The sequence below is a fragment of the Mitsuokella apri genome, from assembly GCF_047974105.1.
Taxonomy (GTDB): domain Bacteria; phylum Bacillota; class Negativicutes; order Selenomonadales; family Selenomonadaceae; genus Mitsuokella.
Map to the genome: position 1 here is coordinate 305654 of NZ_JBHYRS010000001.1, position 24893 is coordinate 330546.

The 24893-nt window shown below is 55.2% G+C and carries 26 protein-coding genes, 2 riboswitches and 1 other annotated feature; of the genes, 3 read left to right on the forward strand and 23 right to left on the reverse strand.

The window, feature by feature from the left end:
- Positions 1-22 precede the first annotated feature (22 nt).
- Together ACE419_RS01470 and ACE419_RS01475 are read right to left on the reverse strand one after the other, a co-directional pair.
- Positions 23-775, reverse strand: a complete 753-nt coding sequence (locus ACE419_RS01470; protein ID WP_435720779.1) for an ABC transporter permease — start codon at positions 773-775, stop codon at positions 23-25.
- Positions 772-1542, reverse strand: a complete 771-nt coding sequence (locus ACE419_RS01475) for an ABC transporter ATP-binding protein (protein WP_435720969.1) — start codon at positions 1540-1542, stop codon at positions 772-774. The genes ACE419_RS01470 and ACE419_RS01475 overlap by 4 nt, the downstream gene beginning before the upstream one ends.
- Positions 1543-1707: 165 nt before the next feature.
- Between ACE419_RS01475 and ACE419_RS01480 the strand changes: the two genes are divergently transcribed.
- The 3 genes from ACE419_RS01480 (at position 1708) to ACE419_RS01490 (ending at position 3986) form a co-directional block, all read left to right on the forward strand.
- Entirely contained in the window at positions 1708-2214 is a 507-nt protein-coding gene (locus tag ACE419_RS01480; RefSeq protein ID WP_435720780.1) for an HMA2 domain-containing protein, read from the forward strand.
- A 160-nt stretch (positions 2215-2374) separates the two neighbouring features.
- Complete coding sequence (locus ACE419_RS01485) at positions 2375-3001, forward strand: DUF47 domain-containing protein (RefSeq protein WP_435720781.1); 627 nt, start codon at positions 2375-2377, stop codon at positions 2999-3001.
- Positions 2994-3986: an inorganic phosphate transporter gene (locus tag ACE419_RS01490; RefSeq protein ID WP_435720782.1), complete on the forward strand. Its 993-nt coding sequence runs from the start codon at positions 2994-2996 to the stop codon at positions 3984-3986. The genes ACE419_RS01485 and ACE419_RS01490 overlap by 8 nt, the downstream gene beginning before the upstream one ends.
- A gap of 114 nt (positions 3987-4100) precedes the next feature.
- On the opposite strand, the gene ACE419_RS01495 is transcribed toward ACE419_RS01490, so the two are convergent.
- From ACE419_RS01495 to ACE419_RS01595, 21 genes are all read right to left on the reverse strand, one after another.
- The gene (locus tag ACE419_RS01495) at positions 4101-5219 is read right to left on the reverse strand and encodes an ABC transporter permease (protein WP_435720784.1); all 1119 of its coding nucleotides are present in this window, start codon (positions 5217-5219) and stop codon (positions 4101-4103) included.
- The gene (locus ACE419_RS01500; RefSeq protein ID WP_435720785.1) at positions 5216-6340 is read right to left on the reverse strand and encodes an ABC transporter permease; all 1125 of its coding nucleotides are present in this window, start codon (positions 6338-6340) and stop codon (positions 5216-5218) included. The genes ACE419_RS01495 and ACE419_RS01500 overlap by 4 nt, the downstream gene beginning before the upstream one ends.
- A complete protein-coding gene (locus ACE419_RS01505; protein ID WP_435720786.1) occupies positions 6337-8109 on the reverse strand; it encodes an ATP-binding cassette domain-containing protein in 1773 nt (590 codons plus the stop codon). Before ACE419_RS01505 ends, ACE419_RS01500 begins: the two co-directional genes overlap by 4 nt.
- 14 nt (positions 8110-8123) lie before the next feature.
- Complete coding sequence (locus ACE419_RS01510) at positions 8124-9125, reverse strand: HlyD family secretion protein (RefSeq protein WP_435720787.1); 1002 nt, start codon at positions 9123-9125, stop codon at positions 8124-8126.
- A gap of 139 nt (positions 9126-9264) precedes the next feature.
- Positions 9265-10317, reverse strand: coding sequence for a sulfate/molybdate ABC transporter ATP-binding protein (locus tag ACE419_RS01515; RefSeq protein WP_435720788.1), 1053 nt, complete (start codon positions 10315-10317; stop codon positions 9265-9267).
- On the reverse strand, positions 10317-10988 hold the full coding sequence (modB, locus tag ACE419_RS01520; RefSeq protein WP_435720970.1) for a molybdate ABC transporter permease subunit: 672 nt from the start codon (positions 10986-10988) through the stop codon (positions 10317-10319). The genes ACE419_RS01515 and modB overlap by 1 nt, the downstream gene beginning before the upstream one ends.
- Before the next feature lie 2 nt (positions 10989-10990).
- Complete coding sequence (gene modA / locus ACE419_RS01525) at positions 10991-11794, reverse strand: molybdate ABC transporter substrate-binding protein (protein ID WP_435720789.1); 804 nt, start codon at positions 11792-11794, stop codon at positions 10991-10993.
- A riboswitch (molybdenum cofactor riboswitch) is annotated at positions 11780-11912 on the reverse strand. Its footprint overlaps the gene before it by 15 nt.
- Before the next feature lie 143 nt (positions 11913-12055).
- Positions 12056-13051 (reverse strand): sirohydrochlorin cobaltochelatase, encoded by a 996-nt coding sequence (locus ACE419_RS01530; protein ID WP_435720790.1) that lies wholly within the window; start codon positions 13049-13051, stop codon positions 12056-12058.
- A 145-nt stretch (positions 13052-13196) separates the two neighbouring features.
- A riboswitch (cobalamin riboswitch) is annotated at positions 13197-13377 on the reverse strand.
- A gap of 32 nt (positions 13378-13409) precedes the next feature.
- Positions 13410-14156: an RNA polymerase sporulation sigma factor SigH gene (gene sigH / locus ACE419_RS01535; protein ID WP_295630518.1), complete on the reverse strand. Its 747-nt coding sequence runs from the start codon at positions 14154-14156 to the stop codon at positions 13410-13412.
- A gap of 95 nt (positions 14157-14251) precedes the next feature.
- Positions 14252-15037, reverse strand: a complete 786-nt coding sequence (gene rlmB / locus ACE419_RS01540) for a 23S rRNA (guanosine(2251)-2'-O)-methyltransferase RlmB (RefSeq protein ID WP_435720971.1) — start codon at positions 15035-15037, stop codon at positions 14252-14254.
- Positions 15038-15210: 173 nt separating this feature from the next.
- A complete protein-coding gene (gene thyX / locus ACE419_RS01545) occupies positions 15211-15903 on the reverse strand; it encodes an FAD-dependent thymidylate synthase (RefSeq protein ID WP_295630521.1) in 693 nt (230 codons plus the stop codon).
- Positions 15900-16409 carry a Mini-ribonuclease 3 gene (locus ACE419_RS01550; protein WP_295712542.1) on the reverse strand — a complete coding sequence of 170 codons (510 nt, stop codon included), beginning with the start codon at positions 16407-16409 and terminating at the stop codon, positions 15900-15902. The genes thyX and ACE419_RS01550 overlap by 4 nt, the downstream gene beginning before the upstream one ends.
- Positions 16406-17836 carry a cysteine--tRNA ligase gene (gene cysS / locus ACE419_RS01555; protein ID WP_435720791.1) on the reverse strand — a complete coding sequence of 477 codons (1431 nt, stop codon included), beginning with the start codon at positions 17834-17836 and terminating at the stop codon, positions 16406-16408. Before cysS ends, ACE419_RS01550 begins: the two co-directional genes overlap by 4 nt.
- On the reverse strand, positions 17829-18581 hold the full coding sequence (gene cysE, locus ACE419_RS01560; RefSeq protein WP_432646750.1) for a serine O-acetyltransferase: 753 nt from the start codon (positions 18579-18581) through the stop codon (positions 17829-17831). Before cysE ends, cysS begins: the two co-directional genes overlap by 8 nt.
- 42 nt (positions 18582-18623) lie before the next feature.
- Positions 18624-18844 (reverse strand) — a binding site (T-box leader).
- A gap of 18 nt (positions 18845-18862) precedes the next feature.
- Positions 18863-19339 carry a 2-C-methyl-D-erythritol 2,4-cyclodiphosphate synthase gene (gene ispF, locus ACE419_RS01565; RefSeq protein ID WP_435720792.1) on the reverse strand — a complete coding sequence of 159 codons (477 nt, stop codon included), beginning with the start codon at positions 19337-19339 and terminating at the stop codon, positions 18863-18865.
- 6 nt (positions 19340-19345) lie between these two features.
- Positions 19346-20089: a 2-C-methyl-D-erythritol 4-phosphate cytidylyltransferase gene (gene ispD, locus ACE419_RS01570; protein WP_435720793.1), complete on the reverse strand. Its 744-nt coding sequence runs from the start codon at positions 20087-20089 to the stop codon at positions 19346-19348.
- A 36-nt stretch (positions 20090-20125) separates the two neighbouring features.
- Positions 20126-21310 (reverse strand): PIN/TRAM domain-containing protein, encoded by a 1185-nt coding sequence (locus ACE419_RS01575; RefSeq protein ID WP_435720794.1) that lies wholly within the window; start codon positions 21308-21310, stop codon positions 20126-20128.
- Positions 21311-21445: 135 nt separating this feature from the next.
- A complete protein-coding gene (locus tag ACE419_RS01580; protein ID WP_432646746.1) occupies positions 21446-21940 on the reverse strand; it encodes a CarD family transcriptional regulator in 495 nt (164 codons plus the stop codon).
- A gap of 214 nt (positions 21941-22154) precedes the next feature.
- Entirely contained in the window at positions 22155-23087 is a 933-nt protein-coding gene (locus ACE419_RS01585; protein ID WP_435720795.1) for an LPP20 family lipoprotein, read from the reverse strand.
- 130 nt (positions 23088-23217) lie between these two features.
- The gene (locus ACE419_RS01590; protein ID WP_435720796.1) at positions 23218-24180 is read right to left on the reverse strand and encodes an NAD(P)H-dependent glycerol-3-phosphate dehydrogenase; all 963 of its coding nucleotides are present in this window, start codon (positions 24178-24180) and stop codon (positions 23218-23220) included.
- The gene (locus ACE419_RS01595; RefSeq protein WP_432646773.1) at positions 24177-24893 is read right to left on the reverse strand and encodes a tRNA threonylcarbamoyladenosine dehydratase; all 717 of its coding nucleotides are present in this window, start codon (positions 24891-24893) and stop codon (positions 24177-24179) included. The genes ACE419_RS01590 and ACE419_RS01595 overlap by 4 nt, the downstream gene beginning before the upstream one ends.

Below are 24893 nucleotides of genomic sequence, written 5' to 3' on the forward strand. Positions count from 1 at the left end.
GTTCCTTTCTATTATATATGCTTTATTCTGTGAGCCGGCGAAAGGCGCGGCTGCCCCAGATGAGCCCGATAAAGGCATAAGCGAATAACACGAGCAGGGAAAGCATCGATACTTCCGCATCGCTGCCGAGGCCGCGCAGGAGATAACTCGTATGCGTCAGCGGCAAAAGCTCGATAAAAAAGCGTACAAACGCAGGCAGTGTCTGCGTCGAGAAAAACGTGCCGCAGAGGAAGGACATCGGCAGCAGGATGTACGTATTGACCTGTGCCATCTCTTCATACGTGCTGATCTTCATTGCCGCTAAGAAGCCAATCTCGGCAAAAACAATGCAATTGAGCACGAGAACCAGCAGGAAAAGCGGCGTCATCGAAAAATGTGCCCCAAAAAGCAAAGCGAGCACAACAATGATGGCCGAGGAAATCAAGGCGCGCAGCACGGCAGCCAGCACCTTGCCGATGAGGAAGGCATCGGGCCAGATTGGCGCGATGATGTATTCCTCAAGGCTCTTATGATAAATTCGCTCGGCATGCACGGGCGTGATGCTGTTGAAGCTGATATTCATCGAGTTCAGGGCGAGGATGCCCGGCACGAGGAAATCGAGGTACGAGCCCGCGCCGACATCGATGCTGCGGCCGAGGCCCCAGCCAAACGCCACAAGGTAGAGCATCGGCGCGACCATGCGCGACAAAATGAATTTGGTCATACGGCGCCTTAAAACGACCCAGTCGCGCCAAAATACGGTCCAGATATCCAAAAGGTTGTTCCGGATGTTCATCTTCTGCCCCCTTCGCGCTTGTCTTTTTCCGCCGTCAGCGCCAAAAAGACTTCCTCAAGATTCGGCAGGTCCATCTTTTCACGCAGATGTGCGGGCGTATCGAGGTCGACGAGCTCGCCTTTCGCGAGAATCGCCACGCGGTCGCAGAGGGCTTCGGCCTCTTCAATATAATGCGTCGTCAGGAAAACCGTCACGCCGTTTTTTGCCATATCGCGCACGAGCGACCAGATGCGGCGCCGGACCTGCGGGTCAAGAGCCACGGTCGGCTCATCGAGAAACAGGATGCGCGGTTTGTGTATGAGTGCGCGCATGATGAGCAGGCGGCGCTTCATGCCGCCCGACAGCCGGCGCACGCCGTCGTTGATGACATCCGTGAGCTCGACATAGCGCAGGAGCTCCTCGATGCGCGCTTCGCGTTCCTTTTTGCCCATATGATGGAGTCTTGCGTGCAGTTCGAGGTTTTCCCCGACCGTGAGGTCCTGATCGAAATTGACATGCTGCGGCACGACGCCGATAAGCGATTTGATTTCCCTGGCATTCGTACTCGTATTGAGCCCGTCGTAGAGAATCGTGCCGCCCGTCGGCTTTGTCTGCATGGTCATCATGCGGATGGTCGTGGTCTTGCCGGCGCCATTCGGGCCCAAGAGGCCGAAGATTTCTCCTTTTTCTACGGACAAAGTCAAATCCCTGACCGCAGTTTTCCAAATTTCTTTCCCGGACTTATCTTGATGCGGGAATTTCTTGACAAGGTGGTTGAGTTCTATCATATCAATATAAACTGCCTTTCTCTGCAGCCATGCTGGCATGCATACAGTACCTTTTATTTTCGCACAAAATTTTCTATCTGAAAAGGTGTTTGGAGAGGATTTCCCCAAAAGACGGCGAATAATTCTCATATACCGAAAACAGGCTTCGGTCAAGGAGGAATCTTTATGAGTGTACGTGAAGTAAATGAAAAATTTAAGCGGCTGCCTCTCGGCCTGCCCCTGACGGTCAGCGGCCTTGCGACCATCGCGACGATTTTTGCCGGCAAGAAAGTCCACATTGCCTGCGGCGCGGTCTGGGGCGCTCTGTCCATCCTGCACGGCCTGCAGCACGCCGGCAAGATGAAACACGATGTCACGAGCATCGTGGGACGCACGGCCAAAAAAGCTGCGGACAAGGCCGAGGATATTTCCCTGCACGCCTTCCTCGCCGGTACGGACATCCAGAGCTATCTGCCCGGCCGCGTGCGCGTCTACAATCTCGCGCTCGCCGGCAACGAAAAACTTGCGAAGCAGCTGACCGATTTCGTCAAGTCATTTGCGGGAATCAAGGATGCACTTGTCTCCCTGCCGACCGGCGGCATGCTGATCACCTACGAGCCGGAAACGCTGCGCAAGAATCCGCACCTCGCCCATGTCGAAAAATTCATCGCCGAGCACGCCAAAATCAAATAATTTGGCTGCTCTATTTTTAAAGACTGCTGTCTGCTGACGGCAGTCTTTTTTATTCGGAATGAATTTCATTTCTTAATTGTTAACAAGATGTTAACAAATCCTTTGCAATTCGCCTGACGATACCTGTTAGACTGAAGGCAAATACAAAGGAGGAAACATAATGTTCAGTATCAGTAACAAGCATGAGGAGTTCTTTGACTACCTGATGGAAAACGCCGAGAATTTTCACCGCGGGGCTCTGATTGCGCAGGAAGCCATGACCGATATCAAGAAGCTGCCGCAGCATCTCGATGACATCGTCAATCTCGAGCATAAATCCGACGCGATTAATCAGGATATCATCCACAAGCTGTCGGTCATCTTCATCACACCGATTGACCGCGAGGACTTTTACCGCCTTACCTGCCATCTCGAGGAATGCATCGACTGCCTGCAGGGTGCCCTGATGCGTCTGAACATGTACCATATCGATACGCTGATTTCTTCGGCCGGCAAAATCATGGCCCAGATCGTCACGATGTCGGAGGAACTCAAGGTCCTGTTCTCCCTGCTGAAGAACATCGACCGCAATGAAGCCGAGCTCATGGCCCGCGCCGACCACCTCGGCAAGCTCGAATCCGAAGTCGACCACATCTACCGCGAAGAGATTTCCGACCTGTTCGATGGCACGAAAGACCTTTTCGATGTCATCCGCTGGAAAGATATTTTAGCTACGCTTGAAGATACGGCCGACAAAGTCGAAGAACTCTCCAACATCATTAAAGAGGTGACGATGAAGTATGCCTGATACGTCACTCATCATCCTCGTCGTCATCCTCGCGCTGACTTTCGACTTTATCAACGGCTTCCACGATACGGCGAACGCCATCGCGACCTGCGTCTCGACGCGTGCCATCCGCCCCGGCGTCGCCATCATTGGCACGGCTGTGCTGAACTTTCTCGGCGCCATGATTTCCACGGGCGTCGCCAAGACCATCGGCGGCGACATCGTCATGTCGGCTTCGATGATTACCGAAGTCACGATTGTCGCCGGCCTCATCGGCGCCATCATCTGGAACCTCGTCACGTGGTGGTTCGGCATGCCGTCGAGCTCTTCCCACGCCCTGATTGGCGGCATCATCGGTGCCGTCATCGTCTCGGCCGGCATTTCCGCACTCAACGGCTGGGGCATTCTCAAAATCGTCCTTTCCCTGATTATTTCCCCGGTGGCGGCGATGATCTGCGGCTACATCCTTATGAAAATCGTCTTTGCCATCTGTCATTCGTATAAACCGGCCCGCGTCAACCTCACGGCCAACCGCCTGCAGGTTCTCTCGGCCGCACTCATGGCCTTCTCGCACGGCTCGAACGATGCGCAGAAATCCATGGGTATCATCACCCTCGCCCTGCTGTCCGGCGGTTTCATCGGCACACTTGAAGTACCGGATATCGTCAAACTGCTCTGCGCTGCGGCCATGGCCTGCGGCACGAGCGTCGGCGGCTGGAAAATCATCCGCACAGTCGGCGGCAAAATCTTCAAGATGCATCCGATTCACGGCTTCGCTGCCGACCTCAACTCCTCGCTCGTCATCTTTTCCGCTACGCTCATGCATCTGCCGGTTTCCACGACGCACGTCGTCTCCGGCTCCATCATGGGCGTCGGTTCTGCCGAGCGTGTCAAAGCTGTTCATTGGGATGTTGCACGCCAGATGGTCACGGCCTGGGTCATGACCATCCCCTGCACCGCCCTGATGGGTGCGCTCTCGTACCTCGTGGTACACACATTCTTCTAATTTTGCCCATCCTTCATTTCTTATTTCTTTCACATTTCTCAAACACAAAGACACGCTGTGCCGCGTTGGCGGTCAAGCGTGTCTTTGTGTTTTATGCAAAATAAATGACTGAAATTACGTTGTCTTATGGCGGAACAGCCAGCCGGCCAGCGGCATCGTCAGAGCCGCGACGGCCACCATCGGCACGAAGTCGCCGGCAATCTCCGTGAGCCCTGCACCCTCCAGATAAATGCGGCGCACGGCATCGATGACAAAGCGCATCGGGTCGGCATACGTGATGACCTGCAGAAACTCCGGCATGTTGTTGACCGGCGTCACGAGGCCCGACAGCAGCACCATCGGAATCATGAGCACGAGCAGATAGACGAGGACCTGCTGCATGTTCTTCGCGACCGACGAAATGGAAAGGCCAAGCCCCGTCGTGCTGACCATGAAGATAAACAGCGTCAAAAACAGCGTGAACAGACTACCGGCAAACGGTACCTCGAACCAAAACCGCGCAATGAGGAAGACCATCGCGGCCTGAAACAGGCCGACGAGCACCGGCGGCGTCGCCTTGCCGATGAGAATTTCCGTCGGCGAGAACGGCGTGACGAGCAACTGGTCAAACGTCCCCTGCTCACGCTCCTTCGCAATCGAGAGGCCCGCGAGGAACATGACCTGCACAAAGGCAATCATCGCGAGGAAGGAAGGCAGGAACGTCCAGCGCGAGAGCTGGTTCGGATTGAACCACGTGCGCGTCTCGATGGAAACGGGCAGGCTGGCATAGCCTTTTTCCTCACTCCACGAAGCGGCAATCTGCGTGATGTAGCTCTTGACCATGCCCGCAATCATCGGATTGCGCCCATCCGTGATGACCTGCACGGGAGCCTGTTCCCCATGTTCCAGTTTTTTCTCGAAGTCTTCGGGCACAATGACGCCGCCGAGGACGTCACCGGCATCGATGAGCGTGCTGACTTCCTGCACATTGCCGCAGACCGCATAGCACGAAAACGTCGGAGCACCGGCGATATGTGCAAGAAAATCACGCGAAGATGCTGTCGCCGAATTGTCGACGACGGCATACGGCACTTCCTCGATATTGTAATTGGCCGCATAGCCGAACAAAAAACCTTCAATAATAACCGGCATGACCAGCTGCGTGCGCATGCGCGGGTCCTTAAAAAGCGACAGCAGCTCTTTCTGGCAGATGAAATAAAGATGGCGCAGGAAACGCTGCAGCGAAAAATTCATGGCTCCACCTTCTTCCGCGTCATATGAAAGGCCCAGCCGAGGAAAAACAGCGCAAATAAGACGAGAATCGCCGTGTCGCGCGCAATGAGCGGCCAGTAATTGCCCGACAGAAACAGCGATTTCATGAGCTCGAGGTAATACGTCGTCGGGATAAGGCTGCTGACGACGCGAATCGCCGCGGGCTCCGCGTGCAGGTCAAACAGGAAGCCCGACAGCACGACCGACGGCAGGAAGCTGATCATCAGCGAGACATGGCACGCGAGGAACTGATTTTTCGTCAGGGCTGAGATGACGAGGCCAATGCCAAGCGATACGACGAGGTAGAGCATCGACTCGCCGATAATCAGTACGAGCGAACCGCGCATCGGCAGGTCGTAAAGTTCACGGCCAACCACCAGACAGAGCAGCATGCCAATCATGGCGATGACAAAGTACGGAATGGTCTTCGCGAGAATCAGCTCCAAAATCTTCATCGGCGTGACAAAAAGCGACTCAAACGTACCGCGCTCCCATTCGCGCGCCATGACGACGGAAGTCAGGAACACGCCGCTGATGGTCAGCACGAGCATGAGAATGCCCGGCACGTAAAACCACGTGCTCGTATTCGCATCATTGAACCAGATGCGCGGGACAATCTCGATGCCGCCGGCCGCCAGGCCGTGCTTCGCGCCTTCTGACGCGGCCCACGTCAGGATGCCCGCTTCAAAATACCCCTGCGCACTCATGGCCGTCGTCGCTTCCGTGCCGTTGAGGATAACCTGCAGTTTGCCTTTGCCCTCGGCAAAACGCGCCGAAAAGTCAGGCGGCACGACGAGCATCGCATCGACCTTGTGCTTTCGTATCATCGCTTCGCCTTCCTGCAGGGACGGGACAAAGACGGGCTGAAAATACTCTGAGCCCTGCGTAAAGCTCACGGCCTGACGCGCGAGCGGCGAGCTGTCCTCGATGACCACGGCCGTGGGTACATTCTTGACATCAAGGCTCATGCCATAGCCAATGATGAGAATGAGCACCAAAGGCAGGACAACGCCCAAAGCCAGACTGCTGTTGTCGCGCAGGAGTTCGCGCGTCTCCTTGCGTATGAGCGCGAGCAGACGCCGCCAGAATCCACTTGTCATCATGACTCCGCCCCCTTTGCTTCATTTTTCTCAGCACGCGACCTTTCAACAATGGCCACAAAAATATCGTCCATCGTCGCCGCGCCTAAATGCATGCGCTGCCGGATTTCGGCCGGACTGCCGAGCACGAGCATTTTGCCGTGGTCCTGTATCATGAAGCGGTCGCAGTATTCGGCTTCTTCCATGAAATGCGTCGTGATGATGATGGTCGTGCCTTTCTCTGAAAGAGCCGTGATTTCACGCCAGAACGTGCGGCGGGCCAGCGGGTCGATGCCGCTCGTCGGTTCATCAAGGAATAATATCTTGGGCTCGTGGATGAGAGCCGCGGCCATCGAAAGGCGCTGCTTATAGCCGCCCGGCAGGCTGCCGGCCGCGTGGTCCGCCACGTCCTGCAGATGGAATTCCTGCATGACCGCCTGAATACGCTCGTAAAGATGCGCGCCAAAAAGGCCGTAGGCCCCACCAAAAAACCGCAGATTCTCATAAACAGAAAGGCTGCTGTATAAGGAAAATTTCTGCGCGACATAGCCGACTTTCGCGCGCGCCTCGATGCGCGCCGTGCGCAGATTGACACCCGCGACCGAGAGTTTGCCGCTCGTCGCCGGCAAAAGGCCGCAGAGCATGCGGAACGTCGTGGTTTTGCCCGCGCCGTTTGGGCCGAGCAGACCGAAGACCTCGCCGCGGTGAACGGAAAACGAAGTATGCGAGACGGCCGTAAAGTCGCCGAACTTGCGCACAAGGTCCTGTACTTCAATCTCCACAGGCGCATCCATCGGGGAACGGCCCGAAAATGCACCCATATTTTCGGCTGAGGCAGCGGCCTGACTTACAGGCTGTCCTGCCTTGTTTTCATCCTCTTTGAGAAGCGTCATAAAACCGTCCTCAAGGCGCGGCTCGATGGCCTCTGCCCTTAAGGAACGACGCTTTAAAGGCGCCAGCTCGTCCGGATTTCCGCGCGTGATGAAGCGCACGACACCGCCCGACGGCACGGCATCGATGACGTCTTTTTCCGCGAGCAGACGGCTCTGCAGCGAACGCAGGGGCATACCCGCGGGCGGCGTCACCTTGTAGCAGGTCCCCTTGGCCACCTCGCGCAGTTCATCCGGTGTGCCGATTTTCAGGAAATGGCCGTGATTGAGCACGTAGACTTTTTCGCAAAGTGCCGCTTCTTCCATATAAGCCGTACTCACGAGCACCGACAAACGCTCCTCATGAACGAGCTGCTGCAGAATCTGCCAGAGCTCGCGGCGCGAGAGCGGGTCGACGCCGACCGTCGGCTCGTCGAGCAGCAATAGCTTCGGCGAGCGCACGAGCGTACAGGCAAGGCCGAGTTTCTGCTTCATGCCGCCCGAAAGCTTGCCCGCGAGACGCTTCGTAAAAGGCGCGAGCTCCGTCATCGCGAGGAGATGCGCAAAGCGCTGCTCCCTTATATCCTGCGGCACGCCGTGCAGGTCCGCGTAGAGGTCGAGATTTTCCTGCACGGTCAAATCCTCATAGAGGCCGAACTTCTGCGGCATATAACTTAAAAGGTCCTGTACGGCCTGCGGCTTTTCCGTGACATCAAGCCCCACGACCTGCAAGGTCCCGGAAGTTTTCGTCATCAGCCCGCAGACGAGGCGCATGAGTGTCGTCTTGCCGGCGCCGTCAGGCCCGACGAGTGCCGTAAGCTGTCCTTCCGGCACCTCAAGGTCGATGCCTGACAGGGCTCTGACCTCCGTCCCATCTTTCAGGGTAAAAATCTTCGTGAGTCCCTTTGCTTCGATGATCTCCATGCGATCACCTCCGCTCAAAGTGCAATCTTGACCGTCGCAGGCATACCGAGGCGCAGGACATTATCATCATCGTCGACATAAATGCGCACCTCGTAGACGAGGGCCGTGCGCAGTTCGTCCGTCTGTACGGTCTTAGGCGTAAACTCTGCTGTGTCCGCGATGTAGCCAATCTGTCCCGTGAGGGGCTTATCCTTCTGGCTGTCAATGTAGACCTTGGCAGTCTGTCCCTCATAAATCTTGCCGAGGTCGTCTTCTTTGACATAGGCGCGGACCCATTTCTTGTCGAGCAGCGAAAGCTTAAAGACAGGCGTCGAAGGCGAGGCCATATCACCGGGTTCCAGGAGGCGCGAGCGGATGACGCCCTTCATGGGCGCGCGCAGCTCGTACTGCGAAAGCAAATATTCCTCACGCGATTTTTCTTCCTCAAGGGCCTGCAGCTGGGCTTCTGCGGCCTGAATATCCTCAGAACGCGGGCCGTTTAAAGCTTCATTGAGCGCTTCTTTGGCCTCATCGACCTCGGCCTGCTTGGCTTCGGCCTGCGAGCGCGCATTGTCGAGGTCCTGCTCGCTGACGCCCTGCACGCTGTCATAGACGGCCTGACGGCGTTCGTATATGCCCTGTGCGTTCGAGGCAGCGGCCTGCGCAGCCTTGAGTTTCTGCTGGGCCTGCGCGATTTCTTCTGAGCGCGTGCCGTTGTGGAGTTTATTGACGGTGCTCTCCTGCGCGGCGATCTGCGCCTTTGTCTTGCGCAGATTGATGTTCAGCTCATCTGTATCGAGCCGCGCGAGGACCTGTCCCTCCTCGACCGTATCCCCCTCTTCGACGAGAATATCCTTGACGCGGTCGCTCTCACGGAACGCCAGTGTCACTTCACGCACATCGACATTGCCCGAAAGCGTGAGTGTCTGGGCAGCGGCTTTTCGGGCCGCTTCTTCATGCTGCTCATAGGCATAAATCCCGACGCCGATGAGCAGTATGAGAATGACAGCAAGGATGCCCTTCTGTTTTCGTTTCATGAAAATCCCCCTCCCAATTCTTTGCGTACTGCAATTCTGAGGTCTGCCAGCAAAATAATAGTTCCGTTCCAAATAAAAAAATATCCTATTCTGCTTATAGGATATTTTTCTAGGAAGAAACATGGAAATCCTCTTTGTCTCAGGAATCCATCAAAATGATTTTTTCAGGAGGAAAATAAAGCGAGAGTTTCGCCGCCGCAATGCGCTGCCATTCCTCCTTCGGCAGCTCCCAGCGGATGCGGCGGGCATTCGTGCCGGCGCGGCGCACCATGATGAGATACGAGAACGTGTCCTCGATGACATCCGTGACTTCCATGCGGAAGATATTTTTTTCAGGGCTCTCGCCTTCTTCGCGGTAGGCAAAGAAATGCGCGCGCAGTCCGACATAGGAAAGATTTGGACTGACCTCTCCCTCCGTATGCAGGGGCAGCTGCCAGTCTTCCGCTTCCACCAGGTTATCGGCAAGTTTATGTGCCTTGGAAACATTCTTGCAGCCCGTCAAAAGCGTTGCCGCCAGCGTTTCCGGATTTTGGAAGAGTTCATCGCGCGTACGCACGGGCTGCATTTGGCCGCGGTCGATGACGGCTGCGCGGTCAGCAAGGCGGTAGACCTCGCCGCGGTCATGCGAGACGAGCATCGCGGCCCCGCCGTACGCCTTCAGCACCTCGCGGAGTTCGAGCTCGAGCTTCCATTTGAGGTAATGGTCAAGGGCCGAGAACGGCTCGTCAAGCAGGAGAATCTTGGCCTCGGCCGCCAAAATGCGCGCAAGGGCCGCACGCTGCTGCTGGCCGCCCGAAAGTTCCGCAGGATATGCCTCACCGAGCTCCGTCAAATCGAAGCGCGCGAGATTCTCGCGCACGCGCCGTTCGCGCTCCGCCTGGCTGCCCTTTGCCACAAAGCGGATATTGTCGGCAATCGTCATATTCGGGAAAAGGGCAAAATTCTGGAAGAGATAGCCGACCTGACGCTGCTGCGGCGAAAGGTTGATCCCTTTTTCGCTGTCAAAGAGCACGCGGCCGTCAAGCACGATGCGTCCCCTGTCCGGCCGCTCGAGCCCCGCGATGCACTTCAGCGTCATGCTCTTGCCGCAGCCGGATGCCCCGAGCAGGGCAAAAACCTCATCGCGCACGGCAAAATCAGCCCGCAGCGTAAAATTGCGCAGTTTCTTTTCGATATTAACAAGCAGTTCCATTACAGCCTCCTGCTCTGCGGCACACCCGTGCGCGAAATCACGATGTTCATCAGGCTGACAAAGACGAGCGAAAAAATGATGATGACCACGGCCCACTCGAATGCCAAGTCGTAGTCGTTAGCCTGCACAGCCGCATAAACCGCCGTGCTCATCGTCTGCGTGACGCCCGGGATATTGCCGGCGAACATGATGGTCGCACCGAATTCGCCGAGTGCGCGCGTAAACGCCAGCACGAGGCCGGCTAAGATGCCTGAGCGCGCATTCGGCACGAGCACATGCCAGAAAATGCGCCATTCCGAGACCCCGAGCGTGCGTGCCGCACCTAAGATATTCGGGTCAATCTGCTCAAAAGCCCCGCGCGCCGTGCGGTACATCAAAGGCAGCGAGACGATGACGGCCGCCATGACCGCAGCCTTCCAGGTAAAGACAATCGTAATATCAAACTGCAGCAGAAATCTGCCAATGAAACTGCGCCTGCCAAAGGCCAGCAGCAGAAAAAAACCAACGACGGTCGGCGGCAGAACCAGCGGCAGCGTAATAACGGCATCGGCAAGACCCTGAAACCGCCGCATGCGCGCGACGGCCAGAGCCAGGCCGATGCCGAGAAAAAATGTTGCCACCGTTGCCACCACGGCCGTTTTCAGCGTGATGAGAAGCGGTGCATATGTCATTTTCACTTTACCTCGAAACCGTATTTTGCAAAGCGTTCCTTGTTTTTATCATTCGTTACAAAAGCGAGAAAATCCTTTGCCGTATCGAGATGTTTCGTGTCCTTCAGGATGGCTGCCGGATAAATGATATCCTTATGCGTGCCCGCAGGAGCCTTGGCTGCGATGCGGACATCGCCCGAAATGGCAGCATCCGTGGCGTAGACAAGGCCGGCATCGGCTTCGCCCGAAGCGACCCAGGCGAGGACCTGACGCACATCGGAGCCATAAACGGCCTTGGCTTTGACATCATCGAGGATGCCGAGCTTCGTGAGGATTTCTTCCGAATACTGACCGACCGGTACGCCTTTCGGTTCACCGAGGGCGATATGCTGGAGCTGGCCGCTCGTCAGCTGGTCAAAGGAAGTGATGTCCTTGCCGCCTTCTTTCGGTACAATCAGCACGACCTCATTCTGCAGCAGGTCCTTGCGCGTGCCGTCAGCGAGCAGGCCCTTCTTGTCGAGGGCATCCATCTGCTTCTGCGCAGCCGAGAAGAACAGGTCGGCATTGCCGCCATTCTCGATGGCCTGCTGCAGGGCACCCGAACTGCCGTAGTTGAATACGACTTTGACATTCGGATGCTCTTTTTCGTAATCCGCACCGATTTCATTCATGACATCCGTGAGGCTCGCTGCCGCCGAAACATGGAGCTCCACAGGCTCCTGCGACGACGACGATTTCGTTTCACTGGCATTCTGACTGCCGCCGCAGCCCGTCACCAGGGCCAAAAGGCAGACCGCCATCAGGGCAAACAGTTTCTTCATATACATTCTCCTTTTCAAGAACGGAAGGAAATATCATTTCTAATATTTCCCTGTGGGTTTTACCCAGGCTCAATCTCGTAGACTCATCGTCCTTAGAGATTTTCGCTCGGAGTATCGACTTTATTATTATAGCAGAAAACTATATCACTTCACGATGATTTTTTTCACATTTGTCCGGGTTTATCGCATAAAATAAAAAATCCGCCTGCCGAGAGACGGATTTTTCAGATGTGTGATATGGAAATAAAAAGTCAGAACGACTGCAAATTATTTTGCTTCCAAAGCATTCCAAGCGTCGTTGGCGCGCTCGAGATAGAGGTCCTGGATGGCCTTGTTCTCGCCGATGCCGTGGATGTAGGCATCGACTTTATAGCCGGCGGCTTCGAGGATGGATTTATGCGAATCCGGGTCAGAGCCTGCCATATCATTGTTGGCATGGTCACCGGCGACCATCATCATCGGCATCAGCGTGACGTGCTTGATGCCATTTGCCTTGAGCTTCGGCATGACCGTCGCAAGCGATGGCCAGCCTTCGACCGTGTAGACAAAGACATTCTTGTAACCAAGCTCATCGATTTTCGCCTGAATGACGGAATAATAGGCGTTCGAAACCTGCGGCGTGCCGTGCGCCATGATGAGGATGGCATCGTGTTTGCCCTGTTTTGGGAACTGCGTGGCCAGTGCCTTGATGGTCTCCGTAACATCGTCCGGCTGGTTTTCCTGTCCCTGCCAGTACATCAGCGACGTGCCGAGCGTCATTTTCTTGAACTGGTCCTTGTAGTTCTGATAGACGCCGAGGTCGTAGTTGTACTCCATGCCTGGGATGACATCGAGCGAGACGAGCGCGACGCGGCTGTAGCCATCGGCCTTGAGCTGCTGCAGGGCTTCCTCCGGCGTCGGGAACTTGATGCCTTCTTTTTTCGCCACGCGGTCGATGATGATGTGTGACGTGTAGGCCGTCACGACCTTGACGCCCGGATGGGCAGCCTTGATGGCATTGACGGTTGCATCAATCGTCTTGGCGCGCGTGTCCTTGTACGTCGTGCCAAACGTCATGACGACAATCGCATCTTTATTGGCCGTATCTTTAAGTTCGGGGTTCTCATTCTTGAGCACGCCGATTTCTGAAGCCTGTTTCAGGGCCATCGTCGCGTTCTTCACTTCCGGATTGAGCTGGTACGAAGCCTCTGTCACAGCCTGATTCCAGCCGAAGGCAGCCGTGCATACGAGACCGGCCGCCAGCATTTTCTGCCAATGTTTCATTTTTTTCCTCCTTCGACAAACCATATAGAAATAAAAAAGGCTCTTTTCGCACGCATGCGAAAAAAGCCTTCCTATCGTAAAAAACTGTACCACAAAGACACAGCTTTGCTGATAGCAATCGCCTTCCCATCGCTCGCAGGTCGTAACGGTGATTTTCGGACAGGCAGTTCTCCTGGCTCGGTTCATCGCTCCTCTGCGCCTTCCCAGAAATTTTCCAGTGACGTAACTATGCAGATTCGCTTCCCTTACAGTGGCGGGACCGCGCCGGCTTATACCGGCTTCTCTTTTCAGCGCCATATGGCGCCACCTGTGCCCTCATATGAAATTGTCAATCATGAACTGCTGAAATCACAGAACCTCAGGGAGCAACGTCCTTGCCGCCATCGGCCGCACGCAGCCGGCGATTGATGGACGACAGCCCCTTGTAGATGGTATTGAGGTCAATGTCATCGCTGCGCGTCTCCATGTATTTCTCGAGCTTGCGCTTGACACGCTGCAGGGCATTGTCGATGCTCTTGACATGACGTCCTAGGTCTTCTGCGATTTCCTGATAGGATTTGCCATCAAGATAGCTCATGAGTACCTTCCACTCAAGGTCTGAAAGAATCTCCTCCATCTTTTTCTCGATGTCGACAAATTCCTCCTGACTGATGACAAGTTCCTCAGGGTCCGACACCTTAGCCCCCGAAATGATGTCGAGCAGTGTACGGTCTGAATCCTCGTCGTAAATCGGCTTATTGAGTGAAACGTATGAGTTGAGCGGTATGTGTTTTTGACGGGTCGCCGTCTTGATGGCCGTGATGATCTGACGCGTCACGCAAAGCTCCGCAAAGGCGCGGAACGACGAGAGCTTGTCATCGCGGAAGTCACGAATGGCCTTGTAAAAGCCAATCATGCCCTCCTGCACGATGTCCTCGCGGTCCGCACCGATGAGAAAATACGAACGTGCCTTAGCCCGGACAAAATTCCGGTACTTGTTGATCAGATAATCCAGTGCGACCTTGTTGTTATGTTCCTTGATATCAAGCAGGATTTCTTCGTCCGTCAGATTTTCATATCCACGGTACATGTCCTCCATGATATCCGTGTCTGCTGCTTCTGCCATCGCACTTTCTCCTTTTTTTATGACAAACACGTATCCTTATAAACTTCCCTAAAATCCCTTCATAAATTCGATTATACGCTCTTTCCCCTAAAAGCTCAAGATGAAGCCCGCTTCTTTGCCAGGCGCTGACGCATGGATTCGTACATGAGGATGGAGCCGGCGACCGAGGCATTGAGCGAATTGATGCGGCCGACCATCGGCATGCTGACAATGAAGTCGCAGGCTTCTTTGGTCAAGCGGCTCATGCCCCTGCCCTCGCTGCCGACAACGAGCACGAGCGGGCCCGTGAGGTCGGCCTCATAGTAGGCTTTCTCGCCGTCCATATCGGCACCGGCCACCCAGAAGCCCTTTTCCTTGAGCTTCTTGATGGTCTGCGCGATATTGCCGATGCGGGCCACGGGGACGTATTCAACGGCACCGGCCGAAGTCTTGGCGACCGTGGCATTCAGGGAAACGCTGCGGCGTTTCGGAATCAGGATGCCATGCACGCCGGTCGCATCGGCCGTGCGCAGCAGGGCGCCGAGGTTGTGCGGGTCCTCGAGTTCATCGAGCAGTACGAGAAACGGCGCCTCGCCTTTTTCCTCGGCAGCCTTGAGGATGTCGTCAAGCTCGACATACGGCACCGGCGCCACATAGGCCAAAACGCCCTGATGACGGTGCCCGCCCGCAAGAGCCTCAATTTTCGCGCGTTCGACATACTGCACGACGATGCCGCGCTCTTTGGCGAGGGCGGCAATCTCCGTGATGGAGCCTTCCCTGTCGCCATTGGCAAGCAAAATCTTGTTGATGCCGCGGCCTGCCTTCAAGGCCTCGGTCACGGCGTTGCGTCCGATGAGAACGTCATCCGGCAACTCGCGCGGCTCTTCCCGATGGGGATTCATTGCCTGCTCGGGATTTGACCGGCGCTTTTCTGCCCGCCAATCTTTTGCCGGACGGTCCTCCTGCCTGTGGTTTCTCTCCGGATGCTGAAAGTTATTTTTTCGGCGGCCGCGGCTTTCCTGCGGACGCGGCTTTTTCTTTTCTTCGTATCTGCGTTCTTTTCGTTCCATAGGCCTCAGTCCTTTTCTCTGAGCTTCAGCATCTCAGCCAATTTGCCGCAGGTCATATCGCCTTCCGGGCAGCGGCCCGTATTGACGCAGCTCGCACCGGCATTGTGGAACAGCGTCGGCGCGACTTTCTTGACCTCGGCGAGCATCTTGTACGCCATCTCGCGGATTTCCCACTGCGCGCGGTTGCAGCAGCGCAGATTGAAGAAATGCAGAAGTGACCTGGCATTCATCGTCACGAGGATTTTCGTCTCGGCCGCGTTGGCGAGAACATAGCGCGCATCTTCTTTGGGCACGCCCATCTCCGTGAGCTCGTCATACGTCCTGCGGATTTCTTCCATCAGGGCGTCGTATTTTGCCTTGGCCTCAGGCTTTTCCGCGATGGTCGGCGGCGTGATGTACTTAAAACCATGCGCTGCCACATAGCGCTGCGACTGCTGGTCGTACGACGCGATGCGGTGGCGCACGAGCTGATGCGTCAGCACGCGCGAAACGCCTTCAATGCCAAACGTGAAGGAGACGTGCTCGATGGTCGAAGCATGGCCAAGCTTGACCATCTTGCGGACCATCTCGCGGACCTTTTCATCGCTGAGGCGTTCGGCGAGCTCTTCCGCGCCGACAGGCGAATAGCAGAGACGTGCGGCCATCGCCACAACGCGCTCCGGCTCCGGTGTATAGTCCAAAAGTTTGACTTTAATCATGCCTTGTTCTTCTCCTCCGTCTTTTTGTCATGAATTTCCTGCATCATAGCCTTGCTGATGACCTCAAACGCCGCTTCAGAAACCTCTTCGAGACGCTCGAACTGCTCCGTGAGGTAAAGCGTCCCCAAAAGAGCCTCAAAGCCGGTACTCGAATGATATTCCGCCACGCTCGAGCTGCGCGGTGCGTGGCTCTTGGCGTTGCGTCCGCGGCGGTAAATGGCCTTTTCCTCTTCCGTCAGCATGGATTCAATGCCGAGGTATGCTTTGTGCTGCCAGACGGCCGAGACAATCTGGGCACTGAACGCATGCAGGGCATGAACCTTGGCCTGCTCATATGCCAAGAGACGCGTGCGCACAAACAGATGAAAGACGGCGTCGCCGACGTAGGCGAGCACGAGAGGATTCATCTGCCGGACGTCCGTGCCTTCATAGCGTTTCTTGATGCCGCCGTTTTCGTCCGGCGTGAACATCATATCGACGAGCAGCTTGAACTGCGTGAACTTCATGCCTTTTTCCACCGTACGCCGTTTGGCGTATCCTCAAGCACGACACCGGCGTCTTTGAGGGCATCGCGGATTTTATCGGCCACGGCCCAGTTCTTTTCCCTGCGCGCGTCCTGACGCAGCGTGATGATGATGTCCATGAGCTTATCCGTCAGACCATCGTCGGCGGCTTTGTCCTGCTGCTCGAAGATGCCGATGATCTCGGCCATCTCGGAGTAGACATCGCTGACTTTCTTGAAGTTCTCAGCATCAAAGGCCTTGCCGCCATTCACGACATCCTGGTAGTAGATGTTGATGTCCTTCGACAGCGCAAACATCTGGCTGATGGCCAGAGCCGTATTGAAATCGTCGTCCATGGCTTCGTAGAAGGCTTTTTTGAGCTCTTCTGCTTTCGCTGCGAGCTCTTTGGCCGTATCAGCCGTGCCCTGTTTCTTCAGCAGTTCATCAACATATTCCTTCGTATTCTGCAGGCGGCCGAGGCTCGTCTGTGCTTCCTTGAGGCGTTCATCCGAAAAATCGAGCGGGCTGCGGTAATGCGTCTGCAGGATGAAGAAGCGGATGACTTCACCCGGATATTCCTTGAGGATATCCTTGACCGTGAAGAAATTGTTCTTCGACTTCGACATCTTCTCGTTGTGAATCGTGATGAAGCCGTTGTGCAGCCAGTACTGGGCGAAGCTGTGGTCATCGCCGATGCAGGCCTGCGACTGTGCAATCTCGTTCTCGTGATGCGGGAAAATGAGGTCGCTGCCGCCGCCGTGGAAGTCGAATTTCTCGCCGAGATATTTCAGAGACATCGTCGAACATTCGATGTGCCAGCCCGGTCTGCCCTTGCCCCACGGGCTGTCCCACGAAGGCTCGCCCGGCTTTGCTGCCTTCCAAAGGGCAAAGTCCATCGGATGATGCTTGGCCGTGTTGACCTCGATGCGGGCGCCGGCCTGCATGTCGTCGAGGCTGCGGCCGCTGAGCCGGCCGTAATGCGAGAATTTCTCGACGCTGTAGTAAACATCGCCATTGTCTACGACATAGGCATAGCCCTTGTCGATGAGCTTCTGCACCATGGCGATGATTTCCGGCATCGTCTCGCTGACGCGCGGATAAACATCGGCGTGGCGGACGTTCAGGGCATCCATCGCTTCAAAATAAGCCTTGATATAGCGGTCGGAAATGTCCTTCCACGTCACGCCCTCTTTGTTCGCCGCGTTGATGATCTTGTCATCGACATCCGTGAAATTCTGGATATAGCGGACTTTATAGCCCTTCTTGGCAAAGTAACGGCGAATGACATCCCAGGTCACAAACGGGCGCGCATTGCCGATATGCGGATGGTTGTACGGCGTGACGCCGCAGCAGTAAATGCTGACCTCTCCTTTTTTGAGCGGCTTGAACTCCTCCTTGCGGCGGGTCATCGTATTGTAGACTTTAAGCATGTTCTTTATCCTCCAATCTCTTTTCGAGTTCATCAACTTTCTTTTCGAGCGCCTGAATCTGGCGCATCATGCATTCGCGCATCTCCTCATCGGGGTCCGGCAGCATGTCATGGTCGAGGTCGACATCGAGTTCTTCCTCGATATCATTGATATTATCGTCTGACTCGACAAGGCGCGTGCTGCGCAGGGCCTGACGAAGCTCTTCAGCCGTGTGGACGCGCTTGCCGTGCATGACGACAATGCGTCCCGGAATGCCGACGACCGTTGCATAGGCCGGCACGGGTTTTAAAACGACGGAACCGGCGCCAATCTTGGCGTGGTCACCGACCGTGAAGGAACCGAGGACCTTGGCGCCGGAAGCCACGACGACGTTATTGCCGATAGTCGGATGGCGCTTGCCCTTTTCCTTGCCCGTGCCGCCGAGCGTCACGCCCTGATAGAGCGTGACATTGTTGCCAATCTCGGCCGTCTCGCCGATGACGATGCCCGTGCCATGGTCGATGAACAGGCCCTCGCCAATTGTGGCCCCCGGATGAATCTCAATGCCCGTCAAAAAGCGCGCAAAATTCGAAATCATGCGCGGGATAAGCACCCAGCCCCTTTTGTATAGGGCATGGGAGATGCGGTGAAACCAGATGGCGTGAAGTCCGGAATAACAGAAGAGCACCTCGATGACACTGCGTGCAGCCGGATCGCGCTCAAAAACGACACGGATATCCTTGCGGAGCCGCGAAAAAAAACTCATATTCCTTCCTCCTAGTTCGTACACAGCAAAGGCCCCGCATCTCTCAGAGACGCGGGGCCGTGGTTCCACTCTGGTTAAGGGAAATGGAAAATTCCCTTCACTCAAGAAGATAACGCCTTCCTGCGTCAGGACGTACTATGAAAACATTCAGTCCTGCAGCTCCGAGGTGCATTTCAGGCTTCTATCCATAGTCTTATTCCAGCAAATAAAGACCTCTCTGTATGGACGCGATTGACCGTACTTCTCCTCATCATCGCTTTTCTAATATGGAATTCATTCTATCACAGCTTCTCGATTCCTGCAACTGCATAGGCCGAGATTCCCTGTTCTGACCCTGTGAAGCCGAGTTTCTCCTCTGTCGTGGCCTTGACATTGACATCGTCCACGGAAATACGGAGCACGCGTGCGATATTTTCGTTCATCTGCGGGATGTAATCCTTCATCTTCGGCTTCTGCGCCACAATCGTCGCATCGACATTGCCGACACGATAGCCCTTTTCCTGCAGCAGACGGCCGACTTCTTCAAGAAGTTTGAGACTGTCCGCGCCCTCATAGCGCGGGTCCGTGTCGGGAAAATGGCGGCCGATGTCGCCAAGGGCAGCAGCGCCTAAAAGTGCATCTGAAATGGCGTGCAGCAGAACGTCGGCATCGGAATGGCCGAGAAGACCAAGTGTATGCGGAATCTCCACGCCGCCGATGATGAGCCTGCGGCCCGTGACGAGGCGGTGGACATCATAGCCCATACCAAAACGCGTCATGTGCAATCAATCCTTTCCATGCAAGAAATCATGTACCTTGGCGGCGGCATCCTGCATCGTATCGTGCAGGCTCCTTTTCTGCCGCAGAAAAGCTTCGGCCACAACGAGGTCCTCAGGCGTCGTGATTTTGATGTTCTGATACGAATCCATGACGACATGGACCTTGGCACCATAGTGTTCCACAAGGCTCGCGTCATCCGTACCGAGGAAGCTGTCTTTTTCCGCCTTTTCGTTGGCGGCCATTAACAGGCTGCGCTGAAAGCCCTGCGGCGTCTGTACAGCCCAGAGTTTGGCACGTTCAGGCGTCGAGACCACCACACCATCTTCCACGATCTTGACGGTATTTTTCTCGGGCACAGCCGCAATGGCAGCCCCGTATTCCTTTGCCGCCGCAATGACGTCTTCTATCGTCTTGCGTGAGACAAGCGGACGCGCCGCATCGTGAACAAGCACGACATCGGCGTCCGCAGACGAAGCCTCCAGGCCGTTCCAAACAGAATACTGCCGTTCACTGCCGCCGGTCACGACTTTCACGGCAGGCAGACCCGGCAGATGCTGCAGGGAACGTCTGAGAGCGGCCACTTCATCTTTGCCCGTCACGACAATGAGCTCCCTGACTTCCGGCACCGCCGCAAAGGCCCTGAGCGTGTGGTAAAGAATGGGCTTGCCCAGAAGGCTCAGAAATACTTTATTGACTCCCGCCTGCATGCGCTTGCCGCGCCCTGCAGCGGGCAGGATGACACTGACCAAGATATTTCTTCCTTTCCACTTTTCCGTTGCTGCGCATCAACGGGCCGGTTTAGCAAAAATCATGCGGCCAGCCGCCGTCTGCAGGGCAGAAGTGACCTCGACCGTAATGCTTTCATTCATATGATGGTAACCGTTCTCGACAACGATCATCGTGCCGTCATCGAGGTAGGCCACACCCTGTCCAGGTTCCTTGCCCGACTTGACAATCGTCACGCGCATCGTCTCGCCCGGAATAACCACAGGCTTTACGGCATTGGAAAGCTCATTGATATTGAGGACTTCGACGCCGCGCAGCTGGGCGACCTTGTTGAGGTTGTAGTCATTCGTGATAATCTTGCCGCCGACCTGCTGGCCAAGGCGCACAAGCTTCGAATCGACTTCGGCAATATCATCAAAATCGACATTTGTAACCTCGACTTTGACCTTCTTGCTCTGACGGATGCGCTGCAGGATATCGAGTCCGCGGCGGCCGCGCGTGCGCTTTAACGCATCGGCAGAATCCGCGATATGCTGGAGTTCTTCGAGCACGAAGACCGGAAGCAGCAGCGTCCCTTCGATAAAGCCCGTATCGCAGATATCGGCGATGCGGCCGTCGATGATGACGCTCGTATCGAGCAGCTTGTAGTATTTGGGAGCTGCCGATGCATCCTGCGGCTTCACGGGGACAGCAGCTGCCTTTTCCGCGGTATTCGCCTGTGCCTGCTGTGCGCGCATTTCCCGCATCTTCGTGAATTCCTTCATAAAGCGCGGCACAAAGTCAAAAAGGCCCGTGAGCTCCTGACGCTTGCGTATGGTAATCGTGATACCAAGATAACCGAAAACAATGCTGAAAATGACGGGAATATAATCTCCGACGACCGGAATCTTCGCAAAGGAATAGCCAAGCAGATTGGCAATAATAAGTCCGACAGCGAGGCCAATGGCACCGGCGATGACATCATGAATTGGCATCTTGTTCAGCTGCACTTCAACCCAGCTCGAAAAACGCTTGAGCCGGCCTATGAGATACGGCGACACCAGATAGCCGATAATACCGCCAAGGATGGCACCTAAGAGGATGCAAATAAGACTTCCCACCGTAATCCTGACAACGCCCATCTCCATTTTGAAGATTTCCGTACCAACGTACATCGTCAAGACAGGACTGGCAAGGTCCAGAAGTGCACCTCCGGCAATCGCTAAAAATAACGTGATAAAAAAACGTAAGACACGATCCAGCATGTTTTCACCTCCTTAATAAAAAAGACAAAAAGAAAAGTCCGAACAGAATCAGTATACTCTACTCTGCTTGGACTTGTCAAAAGTCGTTTTCTCATTTTGCTTTGTTTCGTTATTTTGTTCCCTACCAACCCGGCTTCAATGCGCAAAGGCATTTTCTGCCAATACCGAAGAAAGCCAATGCTCGACTTCCTTCGGCGTTTTATTGCAGGCATAAACAAGTTCGCTGACAAGGATCTGTTTTGCCAGGTCCAAAAGGCGCCGTTCACCGGAAGAAATATGACGGCGGCGGTCCTGCAGGATGAGATTGCGCGCGACCGCAGCGACATCGCAGATATCGCCGCTTTTCATGCGGTCCAGGTTCGCATGGAAGCGTTTATTCCAGCTGCCCTTTGGTTTTTCCGGCTTCTCCTCCAGCACTTCGCGCACCTGCTCTACCTTATTTTCCGGAATGACATCGCGGAGTCCGACATGGTCGGCATTGTCCGTCGGGATCATGACCTTCATGTTGCCAAGCGGCATTTCAAGAACGTAGTATGACTTGCCCTCGCCGAGGACTTCACAATTCTCGATGCCAGCAATCACCCCGGCACCATGCATCGGATAGACGACCTTATCTCCTATCTGTAACAAGAACACCCCTCCTCTACACACGAGCCAACCACCTGTCAAGTCCATGACATTTACATATTTATTCTAGCATAATTCCGTAAAAAAGTAAAATTTTAATTTTATCACAACGCATAGGCAGAGTCAATATAAAATATCATAAAAAAAAGGAGACTGACGCCTTCTGCGTGAGTCTCCTTTGCATTTTTGTATGTTCTCAGACCGCTTCCGCTAAGTCTCAACGCACAAAAACGACGTTCGTGCGGTCAAGGAAGCCCGTGGCACCATTTTCAATCAGGACACGGTTGGCATCTGCGACCGAAAGAATCGGATTGCCATTGTGGTTGTCGAGTCCGACAGCCTTGACAATCAGAGGATTCTGGCCTGCGCGGGCTGCTTTGTTGATATCCGTCGTGTAGCTGGCCATGCCATTCTTGATGACCGTAGCCGAATCGAGGTTCTTATAGCCATAGATGGGTTCCCCGTTCGCATTCTTGATGACAGGGGACATGACCGGCTTGAGACCAAGTCCGCGGCAGTCCACGATCAGGCCCGTATAACCGCCAATGGCTTTGCCGGCCGGAGCGGCTGCTGCCGAAGAGCCCAGCACGGACGGCGTGCCCGTCGTTGCAGCCGTCGTGCCCGGCGTCACCTGCACATTGACCTGTACGGAAGACGGCGTGCTTGCCGGCACGGAAGCATCCGGAGCAGGGAAGGACGTCTGCGTGGTATTTGGCGTCAAAACAGCCCCGGCGAGGGAGTTTGAGGCACCAAAGACCGACATCTCCATTGTCACGGTGTAGCCGCCGCCCTCAACGGCCTGCTCCGAAACGATGCGTGCGCCCTGAATCAGGGCCGTAACTTTTGTCCTTGTGACGTCACTCGTCACCATCATATTCTCGACCGTCGTCTCGGAATCGACATTGACGCCCTTGACGAGCTCAGCGAGCTGACGGTAGGCGTCGACCACAGCCGCACGGCGTGCGAGCATGCGGGCCTGAATGGAATTGACGGCAGTCGTCGGTGCTACGCCCATGCCCTGCACCGTAAGTTTGCTGTCACCGCTCCAGTCCATGCCGGTTCCTGCCGCAAAGGCACTGGCAGCCGACATGATGACCATGGTCATGGCCAGAAGACACGCGGTCAGCAGCTTGGAAATATGTTTCTTCATCCTACTTCCTCCCCCTGTATCAAAAGGTTAAAGATTTTATTATGAAGTGAGCATACACCCACTATCTTAAGATTTCCCCAAAAAACAAAAATTATTTTACCACATCAACCAATAATTTGACAAGGCCGTCTCATTCCGCCTTTGTTGCACGCATAAAGAGCTGCATGAGCTGTGCCTTCGGGTCTTTATGCACGTGGATAATCGCATAGACCGTCGCACAGATCGGCAGTTCCACATGGAATTCACGCGAAAGGTCCATGAGAGCTTCCACTGTGTAGACTCCTTCTGCCAATTTCGTAAAGGGTTTGCCGGTGATGAGGTCCTCACCGAAGCGGCGGTTGTTGCTGTGCGGCGAAAAAAGCGTCGCTTCATAATCCCCGAGATGAGAAAGGCCGTAAACCGTCATGCGGTCGCCGCCCATTGCCTCAATCAGTCGCGAGAGTTCATGTGTGCCGCGGGCCATCAGTGCGCCCTTGAGACTGCTGTAGCCAAAGCCGTCGAGCATGCCCGCAGCCAGGCCGATGACATTCTTCGAAGCAGCGCCGATTTCCGTGCCCAGCAGGTCCTCTCCATAATAGAAGCGAATCAAGGGACTCGAAAAAGCTTCGACGAGCTCTTTTGTCAGCTGCATCTCACGCGCAGCGATGACCATGCAGTTCGGGATGCCGCGCACAAAGTCCTGCACATGGCCGGGCCCGACCCAGACGGCCACGCGCACCGCAGAGCCCATTTCTTCGTAAAAGACCGTCGTCAGGCGCTTGCCCGTGCCAATCTCCAGCCCCTTCATGCAGAGAACAAAGCGTTTTTCTGCAAGACTGCAGTCAAGGGCCTGCAAATCGCGGCAGAACGAACGAAGCTGCTGTGAGCTGATGGAAATGATGATGATATCGGCCGTCATAACAGCGCTTTTGAGGTCGTCCGTCAGCTTGACTGCATCCGGTAATGTCAGATACTCATTTTTTCTCGTTTCCTTGAGTGCCTCGAGATGTTTCGAGCCCGGACGTCCCCAAAGGGTCACGTCATGACCGATGTGATTGGCATACCAGGCATGGAACGTTCCCCAGCGTCCGCAGCCGAGTACGGAAATATTCATGCAGATACCTCCACTTTGGCCCCCGTGAGGTCACGCACGACTTCGCCGGCAATGATGAGGCCGACGACAGACGGCACGAACGAGATGCTGCCCGGCACGGCACGGCGCATATCGCAGTTGCGCGCACTGCCCGGCGGGCAGATGCAGTTCTTGCCGCAGCCGCTCTGGCGGACCCGCAGGGGTTTTTCCTTTGAATAAACAACCTTGAGTTTCTTAACGCGGTTTTCCTTGAGCTTTTTGCGCATGACGCGCGCGAGAGGGTCGACGCTCGTCTTGTAGATATCCGTGACCTCGAACTTCGTCGGGTCAAGCTTGTTGCCGGCTCCCATACTGCAGATAATCGGAATATGGCGGTCGCGGCACTGCAGGACAAGGTCAATCTTGCCCGTCACGGTATCGATGGCATCGACAACATAGTCGTAATGACCGACAAAGAACTTATCGGCATTTTCCGGCAGGTAAAAATCCTCGATAGTATCGACCACAGCCTTCGGATTGATGTCAAGAATGCGCTCTTTCATCGTCTCCGTCTTCTTTTTGCCGACCGTCTTGGACGTCGCATGAATCTGGCGGTTGATGTTCGTCAGGCAGATGAGGTCATTGTCAATGAGGACAAGATGACCGACACCGGCACGCGCCAGCCCCTCCGCTACAAAGGAGCCAACCCCTCCCACACCGAAAATAGCGACCGTGCTGTTTGCAAGTTTTTCCAT